This window comes from Xanthobacter pollutisoli (assembly GCF_040044995.1).
Classification (GTDB): Bacteria; Pseudomonadota; Alphaproteobacteria; order Rhizobiales; family Xanthobacteraceae; genus Xanthobacter.
The window spans coordinates 148348-168506 of the sequence record NZ_JBDZDP010000001.1 but is presented as its reverse complement, the minus strand read 5'-3'; the positions used below and the strand labels follow the sequence as shown (position 1 = coordinate 168506).

The following is a 20159-nucleotide window of genomic DNA, read 5'->3' as shown; positions in this document are numbered from 1 at the left end:
TGCGGTAGTTGCAAACCCAAATGGAACAATTTCGCCTTGACAGTGACTTTTATGATTCGCGGTCCCGCCCGTTTTCGGGGGTGACGAAGGCCTCCTAGCACGGCACAGTGCGTTCACAAGCGGCAATTTCCGAAACCGACGAAGCGAGGCGGCCATGCTGGACCGAATCGACTTTGAGCCTGTGTTCTTTGCGCCTTTCGTCTCCTCCTCCATGACGGTGGAGAGCGACTGGATCGACTATAACGGCCATCTCAACGTGGCCTACTACACACTCATCTTCGACCGCGCGGTCGACGAGGCTCTGTGCCTCCTCGGGCTCGGGCCGGCTTATGCCCGCTCCCGCCGCGCCTCCTTCTTCACCGGCGAGTCCCACATCCGCTACCTGCGCGAGCTGGCGCCGGAATCGCCGGTGCGCGTCACGCTGCGGCTCATCGACTATGACGAGAAGCGGCTGCACCTCTTCCAGTCGCTGCATCATGCCACCGAGGGCTGGGTGTCCGCCACGTCGGAGCAGATGATGCTGCACGTGGATCTCGGCACGCGTCGGGTGGTGCCCTTCCCGGACGACGTCCTGGAGCGGATCGCCACCATGCGCGCCGCCCATGCGAGCCTGCCGCCCCTGGATGGCCTCGGCCGCCGGGTGGGCATGCCCTCGCGCTTGTGATCGGCGGGCCGCCCGGCAAGGCGGCTTTCGCCCAGCCGGGTCCCGGCGGCACGGCACTTTCCCCCTCGCGGCCCGCAGGGCCGGCATGGGAACAATTCCTAAACCTTGCATGCCGCGCAGGTCTGGCATGTCCTGACGCTGCTTCTGCTGCGCTGCGGTGGGGCCTATATTGCACTGCGATAAGGGCCGCTCGGCCCCCAGTGCAGGAGGCCTCCCATGAGCGCCGTCACCTATTCCGAAAAGTCCATCGCCCGCAGCGCCAAGGCTCAGAGCTCCCAGCCCGCCAAGGGTTTCTTCGCCCGCCTGCTGGAAGCCGTGATCGCCGCGCGCACCGAACAGGCCGAGCGCGAGCTCGCCCGCTATGTGCACCTCAACGGCCGCGATCCCATCGCCTGATGGGACGAACCCTCATCCGCGCGGCCGTCCGGTTCGCGTGGCGAGGGTGAGGGTGGCCCAGCCCTCGATATGCCTCTGGCTGACGAGCCGGAGGCCGCGCGCCCGGTAGGCCGCAAGGGCGGCCGGCGTCTGCGCGGTCAGAAGTCCCGACAGCACGATGCGTCCGCCCGGCGCGAGCAGCGCGGAAAGCGGCCGTGCCAGCCGCTTCAGAGGCGGCAGCAGGATGTTGGCCAGGATCAGGTCATAGGGCCCCTCACCGGCGATGACGCGGGCATCGGCTCCGGCCGCATGCAGCATCCGCACGCCAGGCGCCTTGTTGGCCACCGCATTGGTTCGCGCCGTGCGCACGGCGATGATGTCGATATCGCTCCCCACCACATGGCTGTGAAACTGGCGTTCGGCCGCGATGGCCAGAACCCCGGTGCCCGTTCCCACGTCGAGGATCCGGCGCGGCCGCCCGCGCTTGGCGGCGTCGGCGATGGCGTGCAGGCAGCCCTGCGTGGTTCCATGGTGACCCGTGCCGAAGGCGAGCGCCGCCTCGATCTCGATGCCGATGCGGTTGGGGCCGACCCGGCCGCGATCATGCGCCCCATGGACGACAAAGGCCCCGACGGCCACGGGCGCAAGTCCTTCCAGGCTCGCGGCCACCCAGTCCTTCTGCTCCACATCGCCGAAGGTGACGCCCGCGGCGATGTCCGGTCCGGCCGCGATCTCCACCAGTTCGGCAAGCCGCTCGGCATCGAAGGCAGAGCCGGCATACACTTCCACCACCCAGTCGTCGTCGGTGCGCTCGAAATTGGCCACCGCCACCTCGGCCGGGTCGAAGGTCTCCGAAATGAGGTCGGCGATGCGCTGGGCGGCCTTCCGCGGGGCCGCGACCCGCATCACGTGGGTGGCGTCGTTGGGGGGCAGGCCTTCGAGCATGGGGGCGCGATCATCCGTTGTCGGGCGGCGTCAGTCGGCGCCGGCGCCCACCACGCGGTTGCGGCCGGCGGCTTTGGCCGCATAGAGGCGCTTGTCGGCCGCATTCAGCAGGTCCGTCAAGGTCTCCCCGTCGTTGGGCAGCGTCGCGACGCCAATGGACAGGGTCTGGCGCTGCACCCCTTCGGGCAGATGCGTGTTCTCTACCCGTCGCGCAAGCATGGCGCCCACATGCAGCGCCGAGGCGTGCGGGACCCCGGGCGCGAACACCGCAAACTCGTCGCCGCCATAGCGCACCACATGATCCGCCTGCCGAAGCCCGTCCGAAAGCGTCTCCGCGAGGAGCCGTAATACGGTGTCGCCCACCTGGTGGCCGTGGGTGTCGTTCACCTGCTTGAAATCGTCCACGTCCACCAAAAGCAGGCTCATGGGCCGTCCGGTGGTGCGCGCCACCGCCGCGAGGTCGCGGCCGAGCGGCTCCAACTGGCCGCGATGCAGGACGCGGGTCAGCGGATCGCGCTTGGATGTAATTTCCAGGTGCTCGTAGCGCTGGCGGTAGGTGAGGGCATCGAAGACGTCGGCGATGCGGGGGCGCGACGCCGCGTCCGCCAGCTCGAAGCGGGCGAGATAGGCCGCGAGCATGGCGGCGTAGACGCCGGATGCCACCAGCTTGCCCGCCCAGCCGCCCAGGCCGGCCGAGAGCGGGACGCCCATGGCAAGGTTCAGCACGCCGAAGAAGGCGATTTGGTCGAAGCTCAGCACCAGAGCCAGCGTCAGCCAGATCACCACCACCGGATGGCGCTTCATGCGCCGCGCCAGATGCTCATAGAGCAGGATCATGGCGATGCAGTCGATGAAGAGCAGGATCGTGCCCCACACCATGAGGATGCCGAGCTGGTCCATGAAACCGAGGTCGGCGGGCGTCCCGGGGGCGGGCACAACATAATGGTGACGCAGGAAGAAGACGAGGACGAGCAGAACCAGGTTGCCCAGCATCAGCCCGTAGATGGGCTGGCGCGCGACCAGCGCATCTTCCCGGATGTAGACCAGGAGAAGAAGCGCGAGCTTGCCGGCGAAAAGCACGGCGGAACCGGGTGAAAGCGAGATCCCGAACGGCAGCTGGACGTAATAGCTCGCCGCAAGATACGTCTCCATGAAATGGAGACTGCCGAGCGCGCAGAAGAATACTCCGATCCCCAGCGTGCTACGCAGGCGAAACAGCGCCAGCATGGCCGCGAAGAAGACCAGCATTTCGACGCCGAGAAGAAGAATGTTCAACACGCCCATGGTGATTCGGCATTGCCCGGGATTGGACCCGCGGGCGACAAATGGATGGCGTCAGTGATGCGCCCCGGGGGCGTGAAGGCAAGCGTTATTCGCAGGGCGCGGCGCGCGGCGGCGCATTTCTCACACCTTCTCGACAAAGGCTTCCAGCACCCGCTTTTCGCCGGCCTTGTCAAACTGAACGGTCAGCTTGTTGCCATCGATGCCGGTGATCTCGCCGTAGCCGAACTTGATGTGGAACACCCGCTCGCCGGTCTTGAAGGCGGAGGGGGCGCCGGCGGAGGTGGCGACCAGCGTACCCTCGATGACCATGGGCCCGCGCCGGCCTGATCCGGCGGCATCGTATCGGCCTCCGCGTTCCGCGAAGCCGCCAGAAAATCCGCCGCCGCGTCCCCCGCCGGTCTCGGACCGCCCGCGCTGGGACTGCGCCCGCTGCCAGCCGGGGGTGGAATAGGAGGAGGCGGCGAACGGCTCGGCGCGGTCGAACCGGCTCTGCCCATAGCTGCCGCCGCCATAGGAGGAGCCGCCCCATCCCATGCCGCCGCGGCTTTCCTCCACCCGCACGTGGGCGTCGGGCAGCTCGTCGAGGAAGCGCGAGGGCACGGTGGAATTCCACATGCCGTGGATGCGCCGGTTGGAGGCGAACCAGATGCGCGCGGAGGCGCGGGCACGGGTGATGCCCACATAGGCGAGGCGGCGTTCCTCCTCCAGGCCTGCCTTGCCCTGGTCGTCCAGCGCGCGCTGGTGGGGGAACAGGCCTTCCTCCCAGCCGGGCAGGAAGACGGTGTCGAATTCCAGCCCCTTGGCGGAATGCAGGGTCATCACCTGCACGGCGTCCTCGCCGGCGCCGTTGTCGGTGTCCATCACCAGGGAGATGTGCTCGAGGAAGCCGGAGAGATTCTCGAATGCCTCCATGGAGCGCACCAGCTCCTTGAGGTTCTCCAGCCGGCCGGCGGCCTCGGCGGAGCGGTCCTTCTGCCACATCTCGGTGTAGCCGCTCTCGTCCAGCACGATCTCGGCGATCTCGGTGTGCGACATGACGCGGGCCTGCTCGCGCCAGCGCTCGAACGCCTGCACGAGGCCGCGCAGGGTGCCGCGCACCTTGGGTTTGAGCTCCTCGCTCTCGGTCAGCACGCGGGCGGCGTCCTGCAGCGGCACCCCGGCGGCACGGGCCACATCGTGGATCTGCTTGACCGTCGCATCGCCGATGCCGCGCTTGGGCACGTTGACGATGCGCTCGAAGGCGAGGTCGTCGGCCGGCGAGTTCACGCAGCGCAGATAGGCCAGCGCATCGCGGATTTCCGCCCGCTCATAGAAGCGCGGGCCGCCGATGACGCGGTAGGGCAGGCCCAGGGTGACGAAGCGGTCCTCGAACTCGCGCATCTGGAAGGAGGCGCGCACGAGGATGGCGATCTCCGACAGCCGATGCCCGGCCCGTTGCAGCGCCTCGATCTCATCGCCGATGGCGCGGGCCTCCTCGCCGGAATCCCATGCTCCGGTGACGGTGACGTGCTCGCCCTCGTCGCCTTCCGAGAACAGCGTCTTGCCGAGCCGCCCCTCGTTGTGGGCGATAAGGTGGGAGGCGGAGGCGAGGATGTGGCCGGTGGAGCGGTAGTTGCGTTCCAGCCGGATCACCTTGGCACCGGGAAAGTCGCTCTCGAACCGGAGAATGTTGTCCACCTCGGCGCCGCGCCAGCCATAGATGGACTGGTCGTCGTCGCCGACGCAGCAGACGTTCTTGGAGCCCTGCGCCAGCAGGCGGAGCCAGAGATATTGGGCGACGTTGGTGTCCTGATACTCGTCCACCAACAGATATTTGAAGCGGCGGTGGTATTCCGCCAGCACGTCGGGGTTTTCGCGGAAGAGGCGGATGCCTTCCAGCAGCAGGTCGCCGAAGTCCACGGCATTCAGAGCCTTCAGCCGCGCCTGGTAGGCGGCATAGAGGGCGCCGCCCTTGCCGTTGGCGAAGACCGCACCCTCGCCGGGAGGGACGTCCTTAGGCGAAAGGCCGCGGTTCTTCCAGCTGTCGATGGTGGAGGCGAGGAGGCGCGCCGGCCAGCGCTTCTCGTCGATGTTCTCGGCGGCGAGCAACTGCTTCAGCAGGCGGATCTGGTCGTCGGTGTCGAGGATGGTGAAGCCGGATTTCAGTCCCACCAATTCGTGGTGCCGCCGCAGGATCCGCACGCCGATGGAATGGAAGGTGCCGAGCCAGGGCATGCCCTCGATCTGGTCGCCCACCATGGCGTGGATGCGGTCCTTCATCTCCCGCGCGGCCTTGTTGGTAAAGGTCACGACCAGGATCTGGGACGGGAAGACCCGACCGGTGGCGAGGATGTGGGCGACGCGGGCGGTGAGCACCCGGGTCTTTCCGGTGCCGGCGCCGGCGAGCACGAGCAGAGGGCCCTCCAGCGTTTCCACCGCCTCACGCTGCTCGGGGTTGAGACCGGAGAGATAGGTGGCGGCCGACGAGGCCGATGCAAGGCCCGCGCTCGCCCGCGCGGCGATGCCGCCCGGGCGCGGAACCGGGTCAGGCGCCGGCTCGGCCGGGTTCCGGCGCGGATGGGGCAATTGGGTCACGGGGCGCTCTCTCGCACGGCCTCAGCGGAAGGCCTGATTCTCATTCGAGAACAAAATGGCACTCAATCACGGCGATTGCGAGGGGCGCCCCGGAAAGCGTTGGCGTCGTTCGATCTGCGCTTACTTCAGCAGCTCCATCTCGCCCTCGCGGCGCCAGGTGCGGGCGCGCAGGCGTGGCGCGAGCCACCAGGAGAGCGGCGCCGAGACCGCAACGGAAAGCACCACCACCCAAGGCATGAGGCTCATGGCCTCGCGGGACAGCGGCGAAAGGAGCACCAGAAGGACGCCGGCGAAGAACGTCACCGCCTGGATCATCATGAACAGCATGGCTGCGAGCGGGAACCGGACCGACATGGAAACCTCCCTTTCCGGATGCATGTCTCGGAAAAGGCAACCTGCCACCGCGCCGGATGTTCCATTCCCGGGGCTCAGGTCCCGGCGAGGTTCGGCGCCTGCGCGGATTGCGGCAGGTGGACCACGTAGAACTTGCGCACCGCGGTCACGCTCCGCCATACGCCGGTGAAGCCCGAGGGGATGACGAAGGACTGGCCGGCCACAAAGGTCTCCGTATGGCCGGAGGCGTCGGTGAGCTCCACCGTCCCCTCGATCAGGTGCAGAACTCGTCCTCGTCGTATTTGACCTCGATCTCGGAGGGTTCGGAGGCCCAGAAGCCGGCCGAGAAGGCGCCGGTGCGGTCCTGGTACCATTCGTGGACGGTGGTCGCGGCGCCGGGGTCGATGGCGGGCTTCGGATCGAAGCGGATGGAACGGATGGTCATCGGGGCCTCCCTGGCGTCGCTTCATCCTTCGCCCCCGGCGCGTCATCGGGCAAGGGGGTAGTGTCTCAGTTTGAAATTTATCGCCAGTCAGGCCCGTCGTAGTCGTCGGGGGGCTCTATGCCATCCCATCGCGCCGCGATCTCGTGGCACGAGTCGGCCACATGCTGACGAAACCGGGTGTAAGATGCGCTGGCCTTTACGATTTCGCCACCAGCTAGGTCCACGCCGATGCAGAGGCGTGGAAGCGGCTCCATTTGGGCGCCTTCGAGAGCCCAAAGTAACAAGCTTGTCATAGCGCCAAGCCTGTCTTTCATAGGGCCTCTATCCGCAGCGAAGGCGTAGAGAAGTACGATGCCCCCAGAGTTCATCACGCCATCTGTCTCAGCCGAGACGGATGCATCCATGGTAATCTTTAGCCGAACACCGCTTTGGATTATGGATAGGCTGCTTGGGGCTGCGCTTATTTGAACCTTAGAAAAGGATTTCGGCCGCATCAGATCAATGAATGCCCGGACGGCCTTTTCACACCGCAGGGCTTCATCACGCGCATACCCGATTTCTCGTGTCGCTTTCGTGGCAAGCTTGTCTGCGAGAAATTCAAGATCGCCCCGGTCAAAATCAGGCTTCAAGAGCGCTGATTGCAGCGGCGCCCGAATCTGGCCGTAGGCCGCAACCTCAACCTTCTTTGGGAATTTCGCTGCGCGAATGATCCGCGTCCGCTGCGGTGCATTTTCGGTCGCAAGATATTCAGAAATGTGATTCACCGTGAACACCGGGTTCGCGTTGAACCGATAGTTGGGAGTCGCGGCCATGGACGACATTACCCTTATGGCGAAGCTGGAGTCAGGCGAAACAGTATATGTCTCTCCGGTACACGGCCAGACCTACGTTGAGCACGTTGAGAAAGACAACCTTGGCGGGCCAACGGGGTATTTTATCAGCCGCCAGAAGGGGGCGAGCTTTGAAGTGCTCGCCAAGGCGGCAAGCCTGGATGCCGCGCGCACGCTCTTTGGGATGCTGGTGGCTGGGCAGCGCGGGGGCTAGGCGCGCTGTTTGTAGGGCCCACGCTTGCCGGGCTTGGGCGCGGCCTCATCTATCATGACCGCCATGTCTTCCATGCTCATGAGCCGATCAGAGACACCGGCCGCCATCGCAGGCGTCACCTTGTGCGCCCGGTGCAGCTTCACGAAATTGTACCAAACGGTATAGATCGCCACCATGTGCATGTGGTTCTCGAACTTCTTCGAGAAGCCGTTCGTCAGGCGGGTGAACCGGCGCATCTGCATCCGCATGGTGAGGTTCTGACGTTCGGCATAGGACGTGCTGACGTGCTTCGGGTCCGGAGAGCCTTCAATGCGCTCCTTGCGGGCGCCGATGCACTCCGCAGGGCTGTAGCGGCCACGGGCGCTTTCCGGGGCGGTGCCGTACAGCTTCACAAGCATCGCGTAGTCCACGTCCCCACCGAACGCGCCCTCCACCGCCTCAAGGTACGCCTTGTGACCGTCTGAGGTGAGCTGCACCCGGTTCGCTAGACGGCCCGCCAGATCGTCCATGAAGGCCATCGCATATTCGCTGTCGCGACCGCCCACCAGCCAGGACACGATCAACTTGGACTCGGCATCGATGGCGGTCCACGTCCACGTATCGCCAGCCTCTTCCGGAGCCGCCTTGGCCGTCGCGACGTTCTTCTGCTTGGCGTAGGTGAACGACCAAATCTCATCGACCTGCACCCGCCGCGCTTTCACGCCGCGCACCTGCTCGTCATGGAAAACCGCGCAAGCCCTGCCCGCATCAACCAGCAGCTTGGACACCGTGTTGATGCTCACATCCGCCACGCGGGAGATCGACCGCATGGACGATCCCTCGCAGAGCATGGAGAGGATTTGGACGCGCTTGGCGAGAGGCAGCTTGTTCATGCCGTGCATGATATGAACTTTCATGCTTAGCGTCAAGCATTGAGTTTCACCTTAAATTTAGCGGCGGATCGGGCTCTGCGTCCTGGTCTGCGGCGAAACTGCCAGGCGGTAGGTTGCAAAATATCTCGATCCATCCCCCACTAAATCTAAGATCATTTACGATTTCATCGCAGCTCTTTCTATTGTTAACCACCATTTCCATGGCACGCCGAAGCATTTTTGGTTGCTCGATCTGTATTCTTCCTGGGTCATCCAATGGCTCACTCTTTCTCCATTTTCTAAATGAAATTTGCTTGTACAAATTCATAAACTGATCAGAGTCAATGATTTCAAGATCTTTACATCTATAAATCATTGACTGTATGGAAACCTTCCACCTCTCCTTTAGTGGAATAAATGCGTCAAGTTTTAGCGTGTAGACCTCGTTCGGGAAAGAGGTTTTTGGCAACAAAAACGCGCCAGCAAACCGGTTAGCCTCGCTCTCTATAACCTTTAGTCTTGTTGGATCTGAAATTTCCGATTGCTCAACCCAACGATGCAGTATGAGATGGCCCAGTTCATGGGCAAGATCGTACCTAAGCCTAACCCCTGCAGTCTTTTCCGACGCCATAAAAATAAAGGCTCTGTTCCCATTCCAAAAGGAAAACGCCTCAACATTTTCGTCAGTCATCTCATATTTGCAGACAATGATGCCCTTTGATTCTACTAGCGCGAGAACATTAGAGATAGGGCCAGCCCCTAGCCCCCACTGCCGCCTCAGGTTAATGGCAATCTCATCAATTGCATCTATCGAATAAGTTCCGTCCGGATGGTCGGGTTCTGCCTCCGGCAACACCACATCAGGAAAAGATACAAACTCGTTCAGATAGAACGCTGTTTGCACAAACCATTGTCCAAGTACGTCGCAAGCCTCGTTGCGCCTGACAGTGTCAGGCCCAACCTTCCGGAAAAAGCGGGTACTGAACTGGCCAAATACAGATGGACCTTCTCCCGTGAAAAAGGTCGTGGGTTGCTTTAGCGCCTCGACGATCCTCTGAAAGACCATGGGCTCTGGTACCTTGTCCCCGCGTTCATATGCGGAAACAGCTTGACGCGTAACACCGATCTTCTCTCCCAACTCGCCTTGCGTGAGGCGCGCGGCTTTGCGCGCGTCCTTGAGACGGCTCGGAATCAAAAGCCGCCCGACGCTCGAAACGCGGGCGGCTCCGGGAAAGCGAACTACTTTATCACCCATGATCTTTCCGCCACTTATCAATCTCTTCCTTCAAGACCAGCACGGCTTCCACGTCTGTGTCTTCGATGGCGACTTCCGGCTCTGAGACAACGTGAGGCATTGTCATCAGATTGCGCGTGCGGAAATGGAAGCCGGACGCGTGGTCCCCCTTCGGGATAGCGAGGTGAGCGAAGTTCAACGTCTGATGCCCGTGCATCAACAGTACGTGGGGCAGGCCGCCCGAAGAGTCGCTCTCTGGCGCCATACCTGCCAGCCAACCTTGCGCGCTCAACCTCATATTTTCACGAAATCGGACGTCGCGAGGCTGTTTCCTGGGGTTGGCAACTTGGCTGATGGTCAGAACGCAGTGCGAGGGCCGAATCTCTAAATAGCGCCCCGTCGGCTTCTCATACTGTTGCCAGCGAATGTCGTAGGGCCATTTCCCCGCCTTCACCAGCCTTTCGAAAGCAAGGTCGACGCTCCACTGAATGACGCGCCCTCGGTTGTCGATGGCGCTGGGGACGTTGAAAATTGGCTCATCCTTCGTTGCGAGCGCTGCCGCGTCATAGGCGGACTTAAGCGTCGCCGGGATCAGTGCGCGGTACTGCTGGGGGATCTGGTCAAGCAGGAAAGCTTCGGCGTGCTCCAATGTCTTGCTCCGGATCGGTTTCCTTGATGGCCCCGCAACCAGATACGAAAAAGTGGCGGTTTTGTCAACCGCCACTCCACCGCTTTGCCGCGGCCTTCCTCGCTATCTCGGCGCGGCGCTCCGGCGTCATCCCAGCCGCGCGCGCCTTCCCGCCTTTGGCGCCCAGCGCCTTGGCCGCCGGGTCCTTCCCGTCATCTACGGGCGTGCCCTCTTCAATCTCGCCAGTGGCTATGCGCATGACGTGGACGGCGTTGCCGATCACGTCGGCGGGGCGCTTCTCGCCTTTAGGACCCTTGGGCATCGAAATCCCCCAGTTTGGTCGACACTTCGTCATATTTTCTTTTGGCCGTCAGCAGGTCCAACCGATAGGTCTCAATGGCGCGATCATTCCGGATGGACGCGGCACGATACCGTTCATTGGCCTCCCTTAGGTGGTCCAACGCATCAGACCACTCTTGATAGAGTGGGTGGTCTTCGATTGGCATATTCGCTCCTATGCTTGCCGGTTAGCATAGCACGGGATTCGGCCATACGATGGCGGTGGTCAATGGCGTCGGATTTCAAACTGAGACACTACCGGCAAGGGGGCGTGTGCCGGCGCCCGCACCCCGGCCACCAGAACCGCCCCGGCAGCGAAGAAAGCGAGGAGCACGGCGACGCCCGCCTTCTGGCTCGCCGTCGCGGCCGTGACGATGGCGACGGACGTGGGGGCGAAGAAGGAGGTGATCTTGCCGGAGAGGGCGAACAGGCCGAAGCACTCGGTGAGATTTTCCGCTGGCGCGAGACGCACGAGCAGGGTGCGCGAGGCGGCCTGGAGTGGGCCTGCCACGGCGCCGATCAGCAGGCCGAGGCCGACATAGACCTTTTCCGGCAGCGTCCCGTAGAGACCGTCCCCCGGCGCCGTGGGCACGAGGCCGAAGAGGATCGAGTCCCGGCTGACCGAAAGCAGGCCGGCGCAGGCGACGAGCAGGGCGAGGAGCGCGCCGAGGATCACCGTGCGCGGCCCGAGCGCGTCGTCGAGCCAGCCGCCGGCAAGCGCTCCTGCCGTTCCCGCGAGGGTGAGTAGAATGCCGAAGATGCCGATCTCGATGGCGCCCCAGCCGAACGTGCCCGCGGCATAGATGCCGCCGAAGGCGAACAGGGCGACGAGCCCGTCGGCATACACCATGTTGGCGAGGAGAAACCGCGCCAGCACCGGCCTCGCCTTCAGACGCGGCAGCAGGGCGCGCATCTCGCCGAGCCCGGCACGCAAGGCTTCGCCCATGGGCATGGCCTGCGGCGCGTCCGGCACGAACAGGAACATGGGCAGGACAAGCACCGCGAACCACAGGGCGGTGAACGGCCCGCTGATGCGATCCCCCTCCCGCGTCGCCGCGTCCAGCCCGAGCGCCGGGGGCAGGCCGAGGAGGGTGAGGCCGGTCTCCGGGCTGGTGGAGAAGAAGGCGAGCATAAGGGCGAGGGAGACGAGGCCGCCGAAATAACCCGCCGCCCACCCGGCGCCCGAAAGCCGGCCGAGCCGCTCCGGTGGCACGAGGTGAGGCATGATGGCGTTGTTGAAGACGGTGGCGAACTCGACGCCGATGGTGCCGAGGGCGAAGGCGGCGAGAACCAGCGGGATCCGCGCGGTCTCGCCCGGCACCGCCAGCCACAGCAGGGCCGAGCCCGTCATCAGCATAAGTCCGAACACCGCGATCCACGGCTTGCGCCGGCCCGCCGCATCCGCCACCGCGCCGAGCAGTGGCGAGCACAGGGCGATGACGAGGCCGGCCGCGCCGGTGGCGAAGCCCCACAGGGCCTGCCCTTCGGCCGGCGTGGGCGCGACGGCGGAGGCGAAGTAGGGGGCGAAGATGAAGGTGGTGATGAGGGTGAAATAGGGCTGGCAGGCCGGATCGAACAGGATCCAGCCGATGACGGCCCGGCGCGGGACCAAGGGGTGCGGCAAGGCGGTCGTCCGTGGGACTGGGTTCGGGTGCGATTCGCTCGCCCAGCATGGCAGTCCCGGCGGCTCTAAGAAACCGTCGGGCTTAGCGCTACGCGGAGTTCCCTGCGCGCGTACGCGGTCTAGCGCCATCCCTTGAAGGCGAGGGCAGCGAGCGAGGCCTCCTCGTTCTCGGGGAAGGGGAGGCGATGGCGATCATCCATGCGCTCGGCCTCGTCCAGCGCACGCTGGGCCACAAGGATGAGCCCGGCCATGTCCCGGCCCAACTCGGTGAGTGCATAGGCAAGGTGCGCGGCACCCCCGGAGAGACGTTCTCGGCGCACCATGTAACCGCGCTCCAGCTCCAGCAGGGTGCCGAGGAGCCGGCCCGGCGGGACGAATCGGCCAAAGCTTCGCTGCACTTCGCGGAATGTGAGCGGCGCGTGGGTCAGCGCGAGGATGGCTTTGATCTTCCAGATCTCGGAAGGAGACTCGGCGACAGCACCTTCGGCCCCATCGGCACTCATCACTATGCTACGGCGCACAGGCGGTGACAGCATCGGCTTCCTCGCGGCCTCGCCCAGCCCCCATGCGGAGCTTTAGCGCGACCATATACCGAGAGAATCGCCACCCAGATACCTTGATTTAGGTCATATTTATTTCTTCAACGCGTCTTCATTCCGGCAAGTCAGGCATCGGCTCTGCGTCGTCAGGCACAACGCGCTCCACCAGCATCGCCACCGCCGAGGCCAGCAAGACCGCAGTGCCCGCCGGCTCGGCCGAGAAGAAATCCTGCTTTACCGTGTTGCCGTCCGCATCGTCGAAGGCGGAGGTCGCGGCGCGGATGGAGACGGCCTCGGTGACGAGGAAGCCGTCCTTGACCAGATCGCGCGCGATCGCCCGGGGCGCGCGCTTGTCGCGCACATGCAGCGGCACACCGTCCGCCACCTCGTCGCGCAAGGTCACAGCGTAGATGTACATGGCGCTTTCCTTTCGGCTTGCCGCGTGGGTTGAAAACGCACGCACTTGCCCGGCGTTCCGATGGATCGCAACGCCGCGCTGAAGCGTTGTGCACCGAGCCTCCTCCCACCGGCGGGATCGGCGCGGCGAGGGACCAAAGGACATGTCGATGTTGCAACCGGGTGAACCATCGATTCACGGCCCCGTTCTTCCGGGTCGCGACCAATTCCTGACCTTCTTCGCCGCCATCGCCATCGTCACCGTGCTCTATGTCGGGCGCGAGGTCTTCGTACCCATCGCGGTGGCGATCCTCCTCTCCTTCGTGCTGGCTCCCGTCATCTTGGTGCTCCGCCGCATCCGCGTGCCGCGCACGCCCGCCGTGGTGGCGGTGGTGATCATCACCTTCGTCGGGCTCCTGGCGCTCGGTGGCGTTCTGGCGCTGCAGGTGACGGACCTCGTGTCCGAGCTGCCCAAGTACCGCCTCAACCTCACCGAGAAGATCCGCTCCATCAAGGAAGCGACGGGAGGCTCCGGGACCTTCGAGCGGACGATGGACATGCTCCAGGATCTCGGCCGCGAGATCGAGGCGCCGCAGGCCGGACAGGGGCTGGGCGAGGCCAACACGGATGGCAAGCCTGTCCCGGTGGAGATCCGTGAGCCGCCGCCGGGCACCCTCGGCACCCTGTCCGCCGTCATGTCGCCGCTGCTCCATCCGCTTGCGACCTTCGGCATCGTCTTCATCTTCGTGCTGTTCATCCTGCTGCAGCGGGAAGACCTCAGGAACCGCTTCGTCCGCCTTGCCGGCGCCCACGACATGCAGCGCACGACGGCGGCGCTGGATGATGCGGCGAGCCGGCTGTCGCGCTTCTTCCTCGCGCAGGTGGCGCTCAACGCCAGCTTCGGCACGGTGATCGGCCTCGGCCTGTGGATCATCGGCGTGCCGAGCCCGTTGCTGTGGGGCCTTGCCGCCGCGGTGCTGCGCTTCGTGCCTTATGTGGGTGCTGCCGTGGCTGCGGCCCTGCCGTTCGCTTTCGTGCTGGCCGTCGATCCGGGCTGGAGCATGGTGGCCGCCACGGCGGCCCTGTTCCTGGTGATCGAGCCGCTGGTGGGTCACGTCATCGAGCCCCTCATCTACGGTCGCTCCACTGGCCTCTCGCCGGTGGCGGTGATCGCCGCCGCCACCTTCTGGACGTGGCTGTGGGGACCCATCGGGCTGCTGCTGTCGACCCCGCTCACCCTGTGCCTCGTGGTGCTCGGCCGGCACGTGGAAAGCCTCGGCTTCCTCGACGTGGCGCTGGGCGACCGGCCGCCCCTCTCCGACAGCGAGCTGCTCTACCAGCGCCTCCTTGCCGCCGATCCGCTGGAGGCGGCTGCCACCGCGGAGGAATACCTGCGGCAGCACGACATCGATGCCTATTGCGACGAGGTGGTGCTGCCGGCGCTCCGTCTTGCCCAGCGGGACGCGGCGCGCGGCGCCCTGGATTCGGAACGACAGGGCAAGGTGAAGGAAACCATCGCCGCGCTGCTGGAGCATCTGCCCGAGGGCGAGGAGGAGATGCCGCAATCGGAGGCGCCGCCCATCGTCGTGCTCTCCGCCCGCTCGGCGCTGGACGAGGCGGCGGCGCTGGTGCTGGCCCATCGCCTGCGCGAGGGCGGCATTCCGGCGGACACCCGCCCCGCCGCGGGCATGTTCGCACCGCTGGAGGAATCGGCGGAGGTGGTGGTGCTGTCCTATCTCTCGCCAGCGACCCCGGCCCACCGGCGCTACACCATCCGCCGCCTGAACCGCAACGCCGGGCAGCATCGGGTCATCGTTGCCGACTGGATGGCGGAAGGCACCGCCACCCAGCTGCAGGGAGAGTCCGCCGCGGTGTCCTCGGTGGCGGCTGCGGTGGAGAGCATCTGCGCCCCGGTCCCGGTGCCGGCGACCCCCGAGCCACGCCGTCTCGGCGCGGCCTGACGCGAAGCGGCGGCACGAGGCCGCCGCGCTCCGGTCTGCTCACGCCCGGACGAGATCGCCCAAAAGGCTCGCCGCCAGGGTGAGCTTGGAGAGGCTGAGGCCCGAGGCGGCGATGTCGCGCACGGTTCGCCGCATGCGCTCCACCTCCTCGCGCCGGCCGGCGACGAAGGCGTCCACCGCCGCCTCCCCGTTGGCGCCGTCGGCCAGCATCAGCTCGGTGATCCGGCGCAGGAAGGTTTCCAGCTGCGCCAGCGAGCGGTCGAGGGCGAGGCGGTCGTAATAGTCCGGCGCGACGATGCTGCGTGCCTGCGCCACCAGATCGTCGATGGCGAAATAGCGTCCGGCGGCGAAGAAGGTGCTCGCCGCGCTGGGAATGGCCCGCCCGGTGGTCTCGGCGAGCAGCGCGATGTCCGAGGCCGCGGCCAGCGCCGGCATTGAGGCGATGGCACGGGCGAGCTCCTCCGGCACCTTCTGGGCGACAAGGTCGGCCACCCGGCCCGCACGGTCGCGGCGCCATACCTCCGGCAGGCTTTCCTCCAGCACAGCTGCCACGGCGGCGATGCCGCTTCGATAGCGCTCCACCACGCCAGCGATGCCGTCGGCGAAGGAGACGTTGCCGAGGAACCAGATGGTGCGTCCCACCACGAGCTCCTGCACCGCCGCATAGAGCTGAAGCTGGACCTTGCCGTCCATCTTGTTGTCCAGCGCGTCGATGGCGGCGTTCAGCGCGGGCAGGTGGTAGCTGTCGCGCACCGCGGCGAAGGCGCGGGCGATGGAGGCTGCATCCGCGCCGGTCTGGTCGGAGATGCGCGCCATGGCCGAGGGGCCGCCCTGGTTGACGATGGCGTTGGCGAGCCCGGTGGCGATGATCTCCCGGCTGAGGCGGTGGGTCTCGATGGCGTGCGGATAGCGCGCCTGGATCTCGCGCGGGAAATAGTTCACCAGCTCGCCGGAGAGATACGCGTCGTCGGGCACGGATGAGGCGACGAGGTCGGCGTTGAGGGCGAGCTTGGCATAGGCCAGCAGCACCGCCAGTTCCGGCCGGGTGAGGTGCTCCCCGCGGGAGCGGCGGTCGGCGATCTCGGCGTCGGAGGGCAGGAACTCCACTTGCCGGTCCAGCTCGCCGCGGGTCTCCAGCATCTGCATGAGCCGCTGCTGGAAGGCGAGGTCGTCAGCACCCTTCATCTCGGCAAGGGAGAGGGCGAGGGTCTGGGCATAGTTGTTGGTGAGGACGAGCCGGCCCACCTCGTCGGTCATCTGGCGCAGCAGGCTCACCCGGTCGGCCGCGGTGAGGTCACCGCTCTCCAGTGGCTTGGCGAGCGCGATCTTGATGTTCACCTCCACGTCGGAGGTGTTCACGCCGGCGGAATTGTCGATGGCGTCCGTGTTGAGCTTGACGCCGCGCCGCGCCGCCTCGATGCGCCCGCGCTGGGTCATGCCGAGGTTGGCGCCCTCGCCGATCACCTTGGCGTTCAAATCAGCCGCAGCGATGCGCACCGCATCGTTGGCGCGATCGCCGGCCTGGGCGTCGGTCTCGGTGGAGGCCCGCACATAAGTGCCGATGCCGCCGAAGAACAGCAGGTCCACCGGGGCCTTGAGTACGGCGTTGATGAGCTCGGCCGGGGTGGCGCTGGCCTTCGGGAACCGCAACAGGGCGCGCACCTCCTCCGAGAGGTCGATGCTCTTGGCGCTGCGCGGGAAGACGCCGCCGCCCTTGGAGATCAGCGACGGGTCGTAGTCGGCCCACGACGAGCGGGGGAGGTCGAACAGCCGGCGGCGCTCGGCGAAGGAGGAGGCGGGATCGGGATCGGGATCGAGGAAGACGTGGCGGTGGTCGAACGCCGCCACCAGCTTCAGGGCCGGCGACAGCAGCATGCCGTTGCCGAACACGTCGCCCGACATGTCGCCGACACCCGCCACCGTCACGGGCGTGACCTGGATGTCGACGTTCATCTCGCGGAAATGCCGCTTCACCGCCTCCCAGGCGCCGCGGGCGGTGATGCCCATGGCCTTGTGGTCGTAGCCCACGGAGCCGCCGGAGGCGAAGGCGTCGTCGAGCCAGAAGCCATGGCGGGCGGAGATGGCGTTGGCGGTGTCGGAGAAGGTGGCCGTGCCCTTGTCGGCCGCGACCACCAGATAGGGATCGTCCCCGTCGAGGCGCACCGTGTCGGCCGGGGGCACCAGGGCGCCGCCCTTCAGATTGTCGGTGAGATCGAGCAAAGCGGAGACGAAGATCTCGTAGGCCGCGGTGCCCTCCGCCATCACCGCCTCACGGCTGCCGCCGGCGGGCAGATGCTTGGGCACGAAGCCGCCCTTGGCGCCCACCGGCACGATCACAGCATTCTTGACCTGCTGCGCCTTCACCAGGCCCAGCACCTCGGTGCGGAAATCCTGCGGCCGGTCGGACCAGCGCAGCCCGCCGCGGGCGACCTTGCCGAATCGCAGGTGCACGCCCTCCACGCGGGGCGAATAGACGAACACCTCATAGAGCGGGCGGGGCAGAGGCAGGCCCTCCACCTTCGCGCTCTCGAACTTGATGGCGATGGCCTCCTTGTCTCGGCCGTAGGGGCCGGACTGGTAGAAGGTGGTGCGCAGCGCTGCGTCCACGAGGTTCACGAAGCGGCGCAGGATGCGGTCCTCGTCGAGGCTGGAGACGGCGGCCAGCGCGGCGTCGATATCCGAGCGCAGCGGCGCCTCGCGGGCGGCCCGGGCCTCTGCCGCGTGATCGAGGGCGGGGTCGAAGCGGGCGTGGAACAGGCGCACCACGCCGCAGGCGAGGGCGTGGTGGGCGTTGAGCGTCTGCCAGATGTAGTCCTGCGAGAAGGGGATTCCGGCCTGGCGCAGGTAGCGGCCCAGCGCCCGCACCAGAGCCGCCTCACGGAAAGTGAGGCCGGCGTCGAGCACCAAGGCATTGTAGCCGTCGTTTTCCGCCGCGCCGCGCAGGACGGCGTTCAGGCAGTCCTCCAGCCGCACCGCCGAGCCCTCCACCGAGATGGTGCCCCCGTCGGCGCGCTCCAGCGTCATGTCGTGCACCCAGCAGCGCTCGACGGAGCCTTCGGGGGCGACGCGGTAGGTGCGCTCGTTGATGGCCTTCAGGCCCATGTTTTCCAGCATGGGCACGCGGGTGGAGAGGGGCAGGGGCGCGCCGTAGGAGATGAGCTTGAGCGCGATGCGCTTCGCATCGTCGCCGGCCCGGCGGTAGAAGTCGAGGGCCACCGGCCGCTCGGGCGAGAGGCGCTCCATCCGCTCGATATCGGCAAGCGCGGTGGGCACGTCGTAGGCCGCCATGTAGGCCGGGTCGAAGGCGCCGCCGTATCGCGCGACAAGGCGCGCCGCATCGGCGGTGTGGATGCCGGGGATCGTGCCGACGGCGGCCGTGAGGCGATCGCCCCAGGTGAGGATGGCGTCGGCCACCGTACGCTCCAGCGACGGGCGATCCACCGCCGGGATGCGGCCTTCGGTGCGGCCGATGATGTAATGCACCCGCGTCAGCGGCAGACCGGCGACGAAGGCCTGCTCCATGGCGGAGACCCGCCCGTCATAGGCCTGGGCGAGAATCTCGCCGATGCGGTCGCGCACCTGCGCGTCGAAGCGCTCGCGCGGCAGGAAGGCCAGCACCGCGACGAAGCGGTCGAACCGGTCCGGGCGGGTGAGCACCTTCAGGCGGGGACGGTCGTAGAGGGACAGGATTTCGCGAGCGTGGGCCAGCAGCACGCCGTCGTCGATCTGGAAGAGGTCGTCGCGCGGGTAGGTCTCGAGCACCGTCTCCAGCGCCCGGGCCGAATGGCTCTGCGGCTCGACCCCCGCCCCGGCCACCACCGAGGCGGCCTTCAGGCGCAGATAGGGAATCTCGCGCAGGGAATGGGTGTAGGCGGTGGAGGCGAACAGGCCGATGAGGCGCACCTCGCCGGTGAGACGGCCTTTCTCGTCGTGCACCTTGATGCCCACGTAATCCATCACGTCGCGCCGGTGCACCCGCGAGCGCAGGCTGGCCTTGGTGAACAGCAGCGGGGCCGGGCCGTCCAGGAAGGCGCGGATTTCCGGCGTGGTCACCACCGGCGTATCGCCGAGCCTGAGCTCGTGCACGCCGGGATCGCGCAGGATCCCGAGGCCGCTGTTGGCCTCCGCCTTCAGCCCGTCCTCGGTCAGCTCGTAATGTCTGAGGCCGATGAAGATGAAATTGTCCTCGCCCAGCCATTCGAGAACGTCGGCAGCCTCCTCCTGCGCTGCGGGATCGTAGGGGCGCTTCTCCCGCCGATAGCCCTTGGAGAGGCTGCGCACCTGCTTGCGCATGGCGGAGAAGTCTTCATTGGCCGCCCGCACATCGGCGAGGGTCCGCTCCAGCGCGGCCTTGAGCTTGGCGCCCTCCGCCGGATCGATGGCGGCCACGTGGATGTGGATAAGGCTCTCGCGGTTCTCCGCCGAGAGCGCGCCACCGCGGCCGGGCGCCTCGAGGCCAACCACCCGCCCGGCGTCGCGCTCCACGTGCAGGATGGGATGGGCGGCGAGCTTCAGCTCCAGACCACGGTCGGACAACTCCCCGGCGATGGAATCGAACAGGAAGGCCATGTCGTCGTTCACCGCCTCGATGACGGTGACGGGCGGTCCGCTCAGCTCGGGATTGAACACCCGCACGCTCGGCTCGCCGGCCACGCGGCTCGCCACATGGGTCCAGGCGGCGCGCAGCAGCACGGCGAGGCAGGCCGGGGTGAGGGGCGCCAGATCCTCCGGCGCCACGGCGGCGAGGAAGGTGTCGGCGAAGCCCGCAGGCAGAGGAGGCACGTCGCCTGCAAGCAGGTCCCGGAGGCGGTCGCGGCGAGATGCGTCGTCGGGGCGTTCGGCGCCGGCTTGAAATCCCATGACGTTCATGGCCTTTCCTCTGTGGTGCGGGCGTCGGGTCCGGCAGGGAGCATCGCCGGAGGC

19 protein-coding genes are annotated in these 20159 nt (G+C 66.3%); 4 read left to right on the top strand and 15 right to left on the bottom strand.

Annotated features, from left to right (window positions below; all coding sequences use genetic code 11):
- The first annotated feature begins 154 nt into the window (after window positions 1–154).
- Window positions 155–664, top strand: a complete 510-nt coding sequence (locus tag ABLE93_RS00805) for a thioesterase family protein (RefSeq protein WP_348837198.1) — start codon at window positions 155–157, stop codon at window positions 662–664.
- Window positions 665–880: 216 nt separating this feature from the next.
- The gene (locus ABLE93_RS00800) at window positions 881–1060 is read left to right on the top strand and encodes a hypothetical protein (protein ID WP_348837196.1); all 180 of its coding nucleotides are present in this window, start codon (window positions 881–883) and stop codon (window positions 1058–1060) included.
- Between the two features lie 12 nt (window positions 1061–1072).
- On the opposite strand, the gene ABLE93_RS00795 is transcribed toward ABLE93_RS00800, so the two are convergent.
- The 7 genes from ABLE93_RS00795 to ABLE93_RS00765 all read right to left on the bottom strand — a co-directional run bounded on the left by ABLE93_RS00795 (window position 1073) and on the right by ABLE93_RS00765 (window position 7432).
- Window positions 1073–1984 (bottom strand): 50S ribosomal protein L11 methyltransferase, encoded by a 912-nt coding sequence (locus tag ABLE93_RS00795; RefSeq protein ID WP_348837195.1) that lies wholly within the window; start codon window positions 1982–1984, stop codon window positions 1073–1075.
- A 30-nt stretch (window positions 1985–2014) separates the two neighbouring features.
- The gene (locus tag ABLE93_RS00790; protein WP_348837193.1) at window positions 2015–3268 is read right to left on the bottom strand and encodes a GGDEF domain-containing protein; all 1254 of its coding nucleotides are present in this window, start codon (window positions 3266–3268) and stop codon (window positions 2015–2017) included.
- A 120-nt stretch (window positions 3269–3388) separates the two neighbouring features.
- Window positions 3389–5833, bottom strand: coding sequence for an ATP-dependent helicase (locus ABLE93_RS00785; RefSeq protein ID WP_348838443.1), 2445 nt, complete (start codon window positions 5831–5833; stop codon window positions 3389–3391).
- 129 nt (window positions 5834–5962) lie between these two features.
- Window positions 5963–6196, bottom strand: a complete 234-nt coding sequence (locus tag ABLE93_RS00780; protein WP_348837192.1) for a hypothetical protein — start codon at window positions 6194–6196, stop codon at window positions 5963–5965.
- Window positions 6197–6270: 74 nt separating this feature from the next.
- A complete protein-coding gene (locus ABLE93_RS00775) occupies window positions 6271–6438 on the bottom strand; it encodes a cupin domain-containing protein (protein ID WP_348837191.1) in 168 nt (55 codons plus the stop codon).
- An 11-nt stretch (window positions 6439–6449) separates the two neighbouring features.
- On the bottom strand, window positions 6450–6620 hold the full coding sequence (locus ABLE93_RS00770) for a hypothetical protein (RefSeq protein ID WP_348837190.1): 171 nt from the start codon (window positions 6618–6620) through the stop codon (window positions 6450–6452).
- Window positions 6621–6697: 77 nt separating this feature from the next.
- A complete protein-coding gene (locus ABLE93_RS00765; RefSeq protein ID WP_348837189.1) occupies window positions 6698–7432 on the bottom strand; it encodes a hypothetical protein in 735 nt (244 codons plus the stop codon).
- Here ABLE93_RS00765 and ABLE93_RS00760 point away from each other — a divergent pair.
- Window positions 7431–7664 carry a hypothetical protein gene (locus tag ABLE93_RS00760; RefSeq protein WP_348837186.1) on the top strand — a complete coding sequence of 78 codons (234 nt, stop codon included), beginning with the start codon at window positions 7431–7433 and terminating at the stop codon, window positions 7662–7664. The genes ABLE93_RS00765 and ABLE93_RS00760 overlap by 2 nt on opposite strands.
- Here the strand turns inward: ABLE93_RS00760 and ABLE93_RS00755 are convergent.
- The 7 genes from ABLE93_RS00755 to ABLE93_RS00725 all read right to left on the bottom strand — a co-directional run bounded on the left by ABLE93_RS00755 (window position 7661) and on the right by ABLE93_RS00725 (window position 13297).
- A complete protein-coding gene (locus ABLE93_RS00755) occupies window positions 7661–8536 on the bottom strand; it encodes an IS1 family transposase (RefSeq protein WP_348838441.1) in 876 nt (291 codons plus the stop codon). The genes ABLE93_RS00760 and ABLE93_RS00755 overlap by 4 nt on opposite strands.
- Window positions 8537–8582: 46 nt before the next feature.
- Window positions 8583–9770: a helix-turn-helix domain-containing protein gene (locus ABLE93_RS00750; protein ID WP_348837185.1), complete on the bottom strand. Its 1188-nt coding sequence runs from the start codon at window positions 9768–9770 to the stop codon at window positions 8583–8585.
- A complete protein-coding gene (locus ABLE93_RS00745; RefSeq protein WP_348837183.1) occupies window positions 9763–10398 on the bottom strand; it encodes a hypothetical protein in 636 nt (211 codons plus the stop codon). Before ABLE93_RS00745 ends, ABLE93_RS00750 begins: the two co-directional genes overlap by 8 nt.
- A gap of 64 nt (window positions 10399–10462) precedes the next feature.
- Window positions 10463–10699, bottom strand: coding sequence for an RNA-binding protein (locus ABLE93_RS00740; RefSeq protein ID WP_348837181.1), 237 nt, complete (start codon window positions 10697–10699; stop codon window positions 10463–10465).
- Between the two features lie 243 nt (window positions 10700–10942).
- Window positions 10943–12340 (bottom strand): MFS transporter, encoded by a 1398-nt coding sequence (locus ABLE93_RS00735; protein ID WP_348837179.1) that lies wholly within the window; start codon window positions 12338–12340, stop codon window positions 10943–10945.
- Between the two features lie 119 nt (window positions 12341–12459).
- Window positions 12460–12876 carry a winged helix-turn-helix transcriptional regulator gene (locus ABLE93_RS00730; RefSeq protein WP_348837177.1) on the bottom strand — a complete coding sequence of 139 codons (417 nt, stop codon included), beginning with the start codon at window positions 12874–12876 and terminating at the stop codon, window positions 12460–12462.
- A gap of 115 nt (window positions 12877–12991) precedes the next feature.
- Window positions 12992–13297, bottom strand: a complete 306-nt coding sequence (locus ABLE93_RS00725; RefSeq protein ID WP_348837175.1) for a hypothetical protein — start codon at window positions 13295–13297, stop codon at window positions 12992–12994.
- Window positions 13298–13439: 142 nt separating this feature from the next.
- On the opposite strand from ABLE93_RS00725, the gene ABLE93_RS00720 reads away from it, so the two are divergent.
- Window positions 13440–15236 (top strand): AI-2E family transporter, encoded by a 1797-nt coding sequence (locus tag ABLE93_RS00720; protein ID WP_348837174.1) that lies wholly within the window; start codon window positions 13440–13442, stop codon window positions 15234–15236.
- Between the two features lie 39 nt (window positions 15237–15275).
- On the opposite strand, the gene ABLE93_RS00715 is transcribed toward ABLE93_RS00720, so the two are convergent.
- Window positions 15276–20105, bottom strand: a complete 4830-nt coding sequence (locus ABLE93_RS00715; protein WP_348837173.1) for an NAD-glutamate dehydrogenase — start codon at window positions 20103–20105, stop codon at window positions 15276–15278.
- Between the last annotated feature and the right edge of the window lie 54 nt (window positions 20106–20159).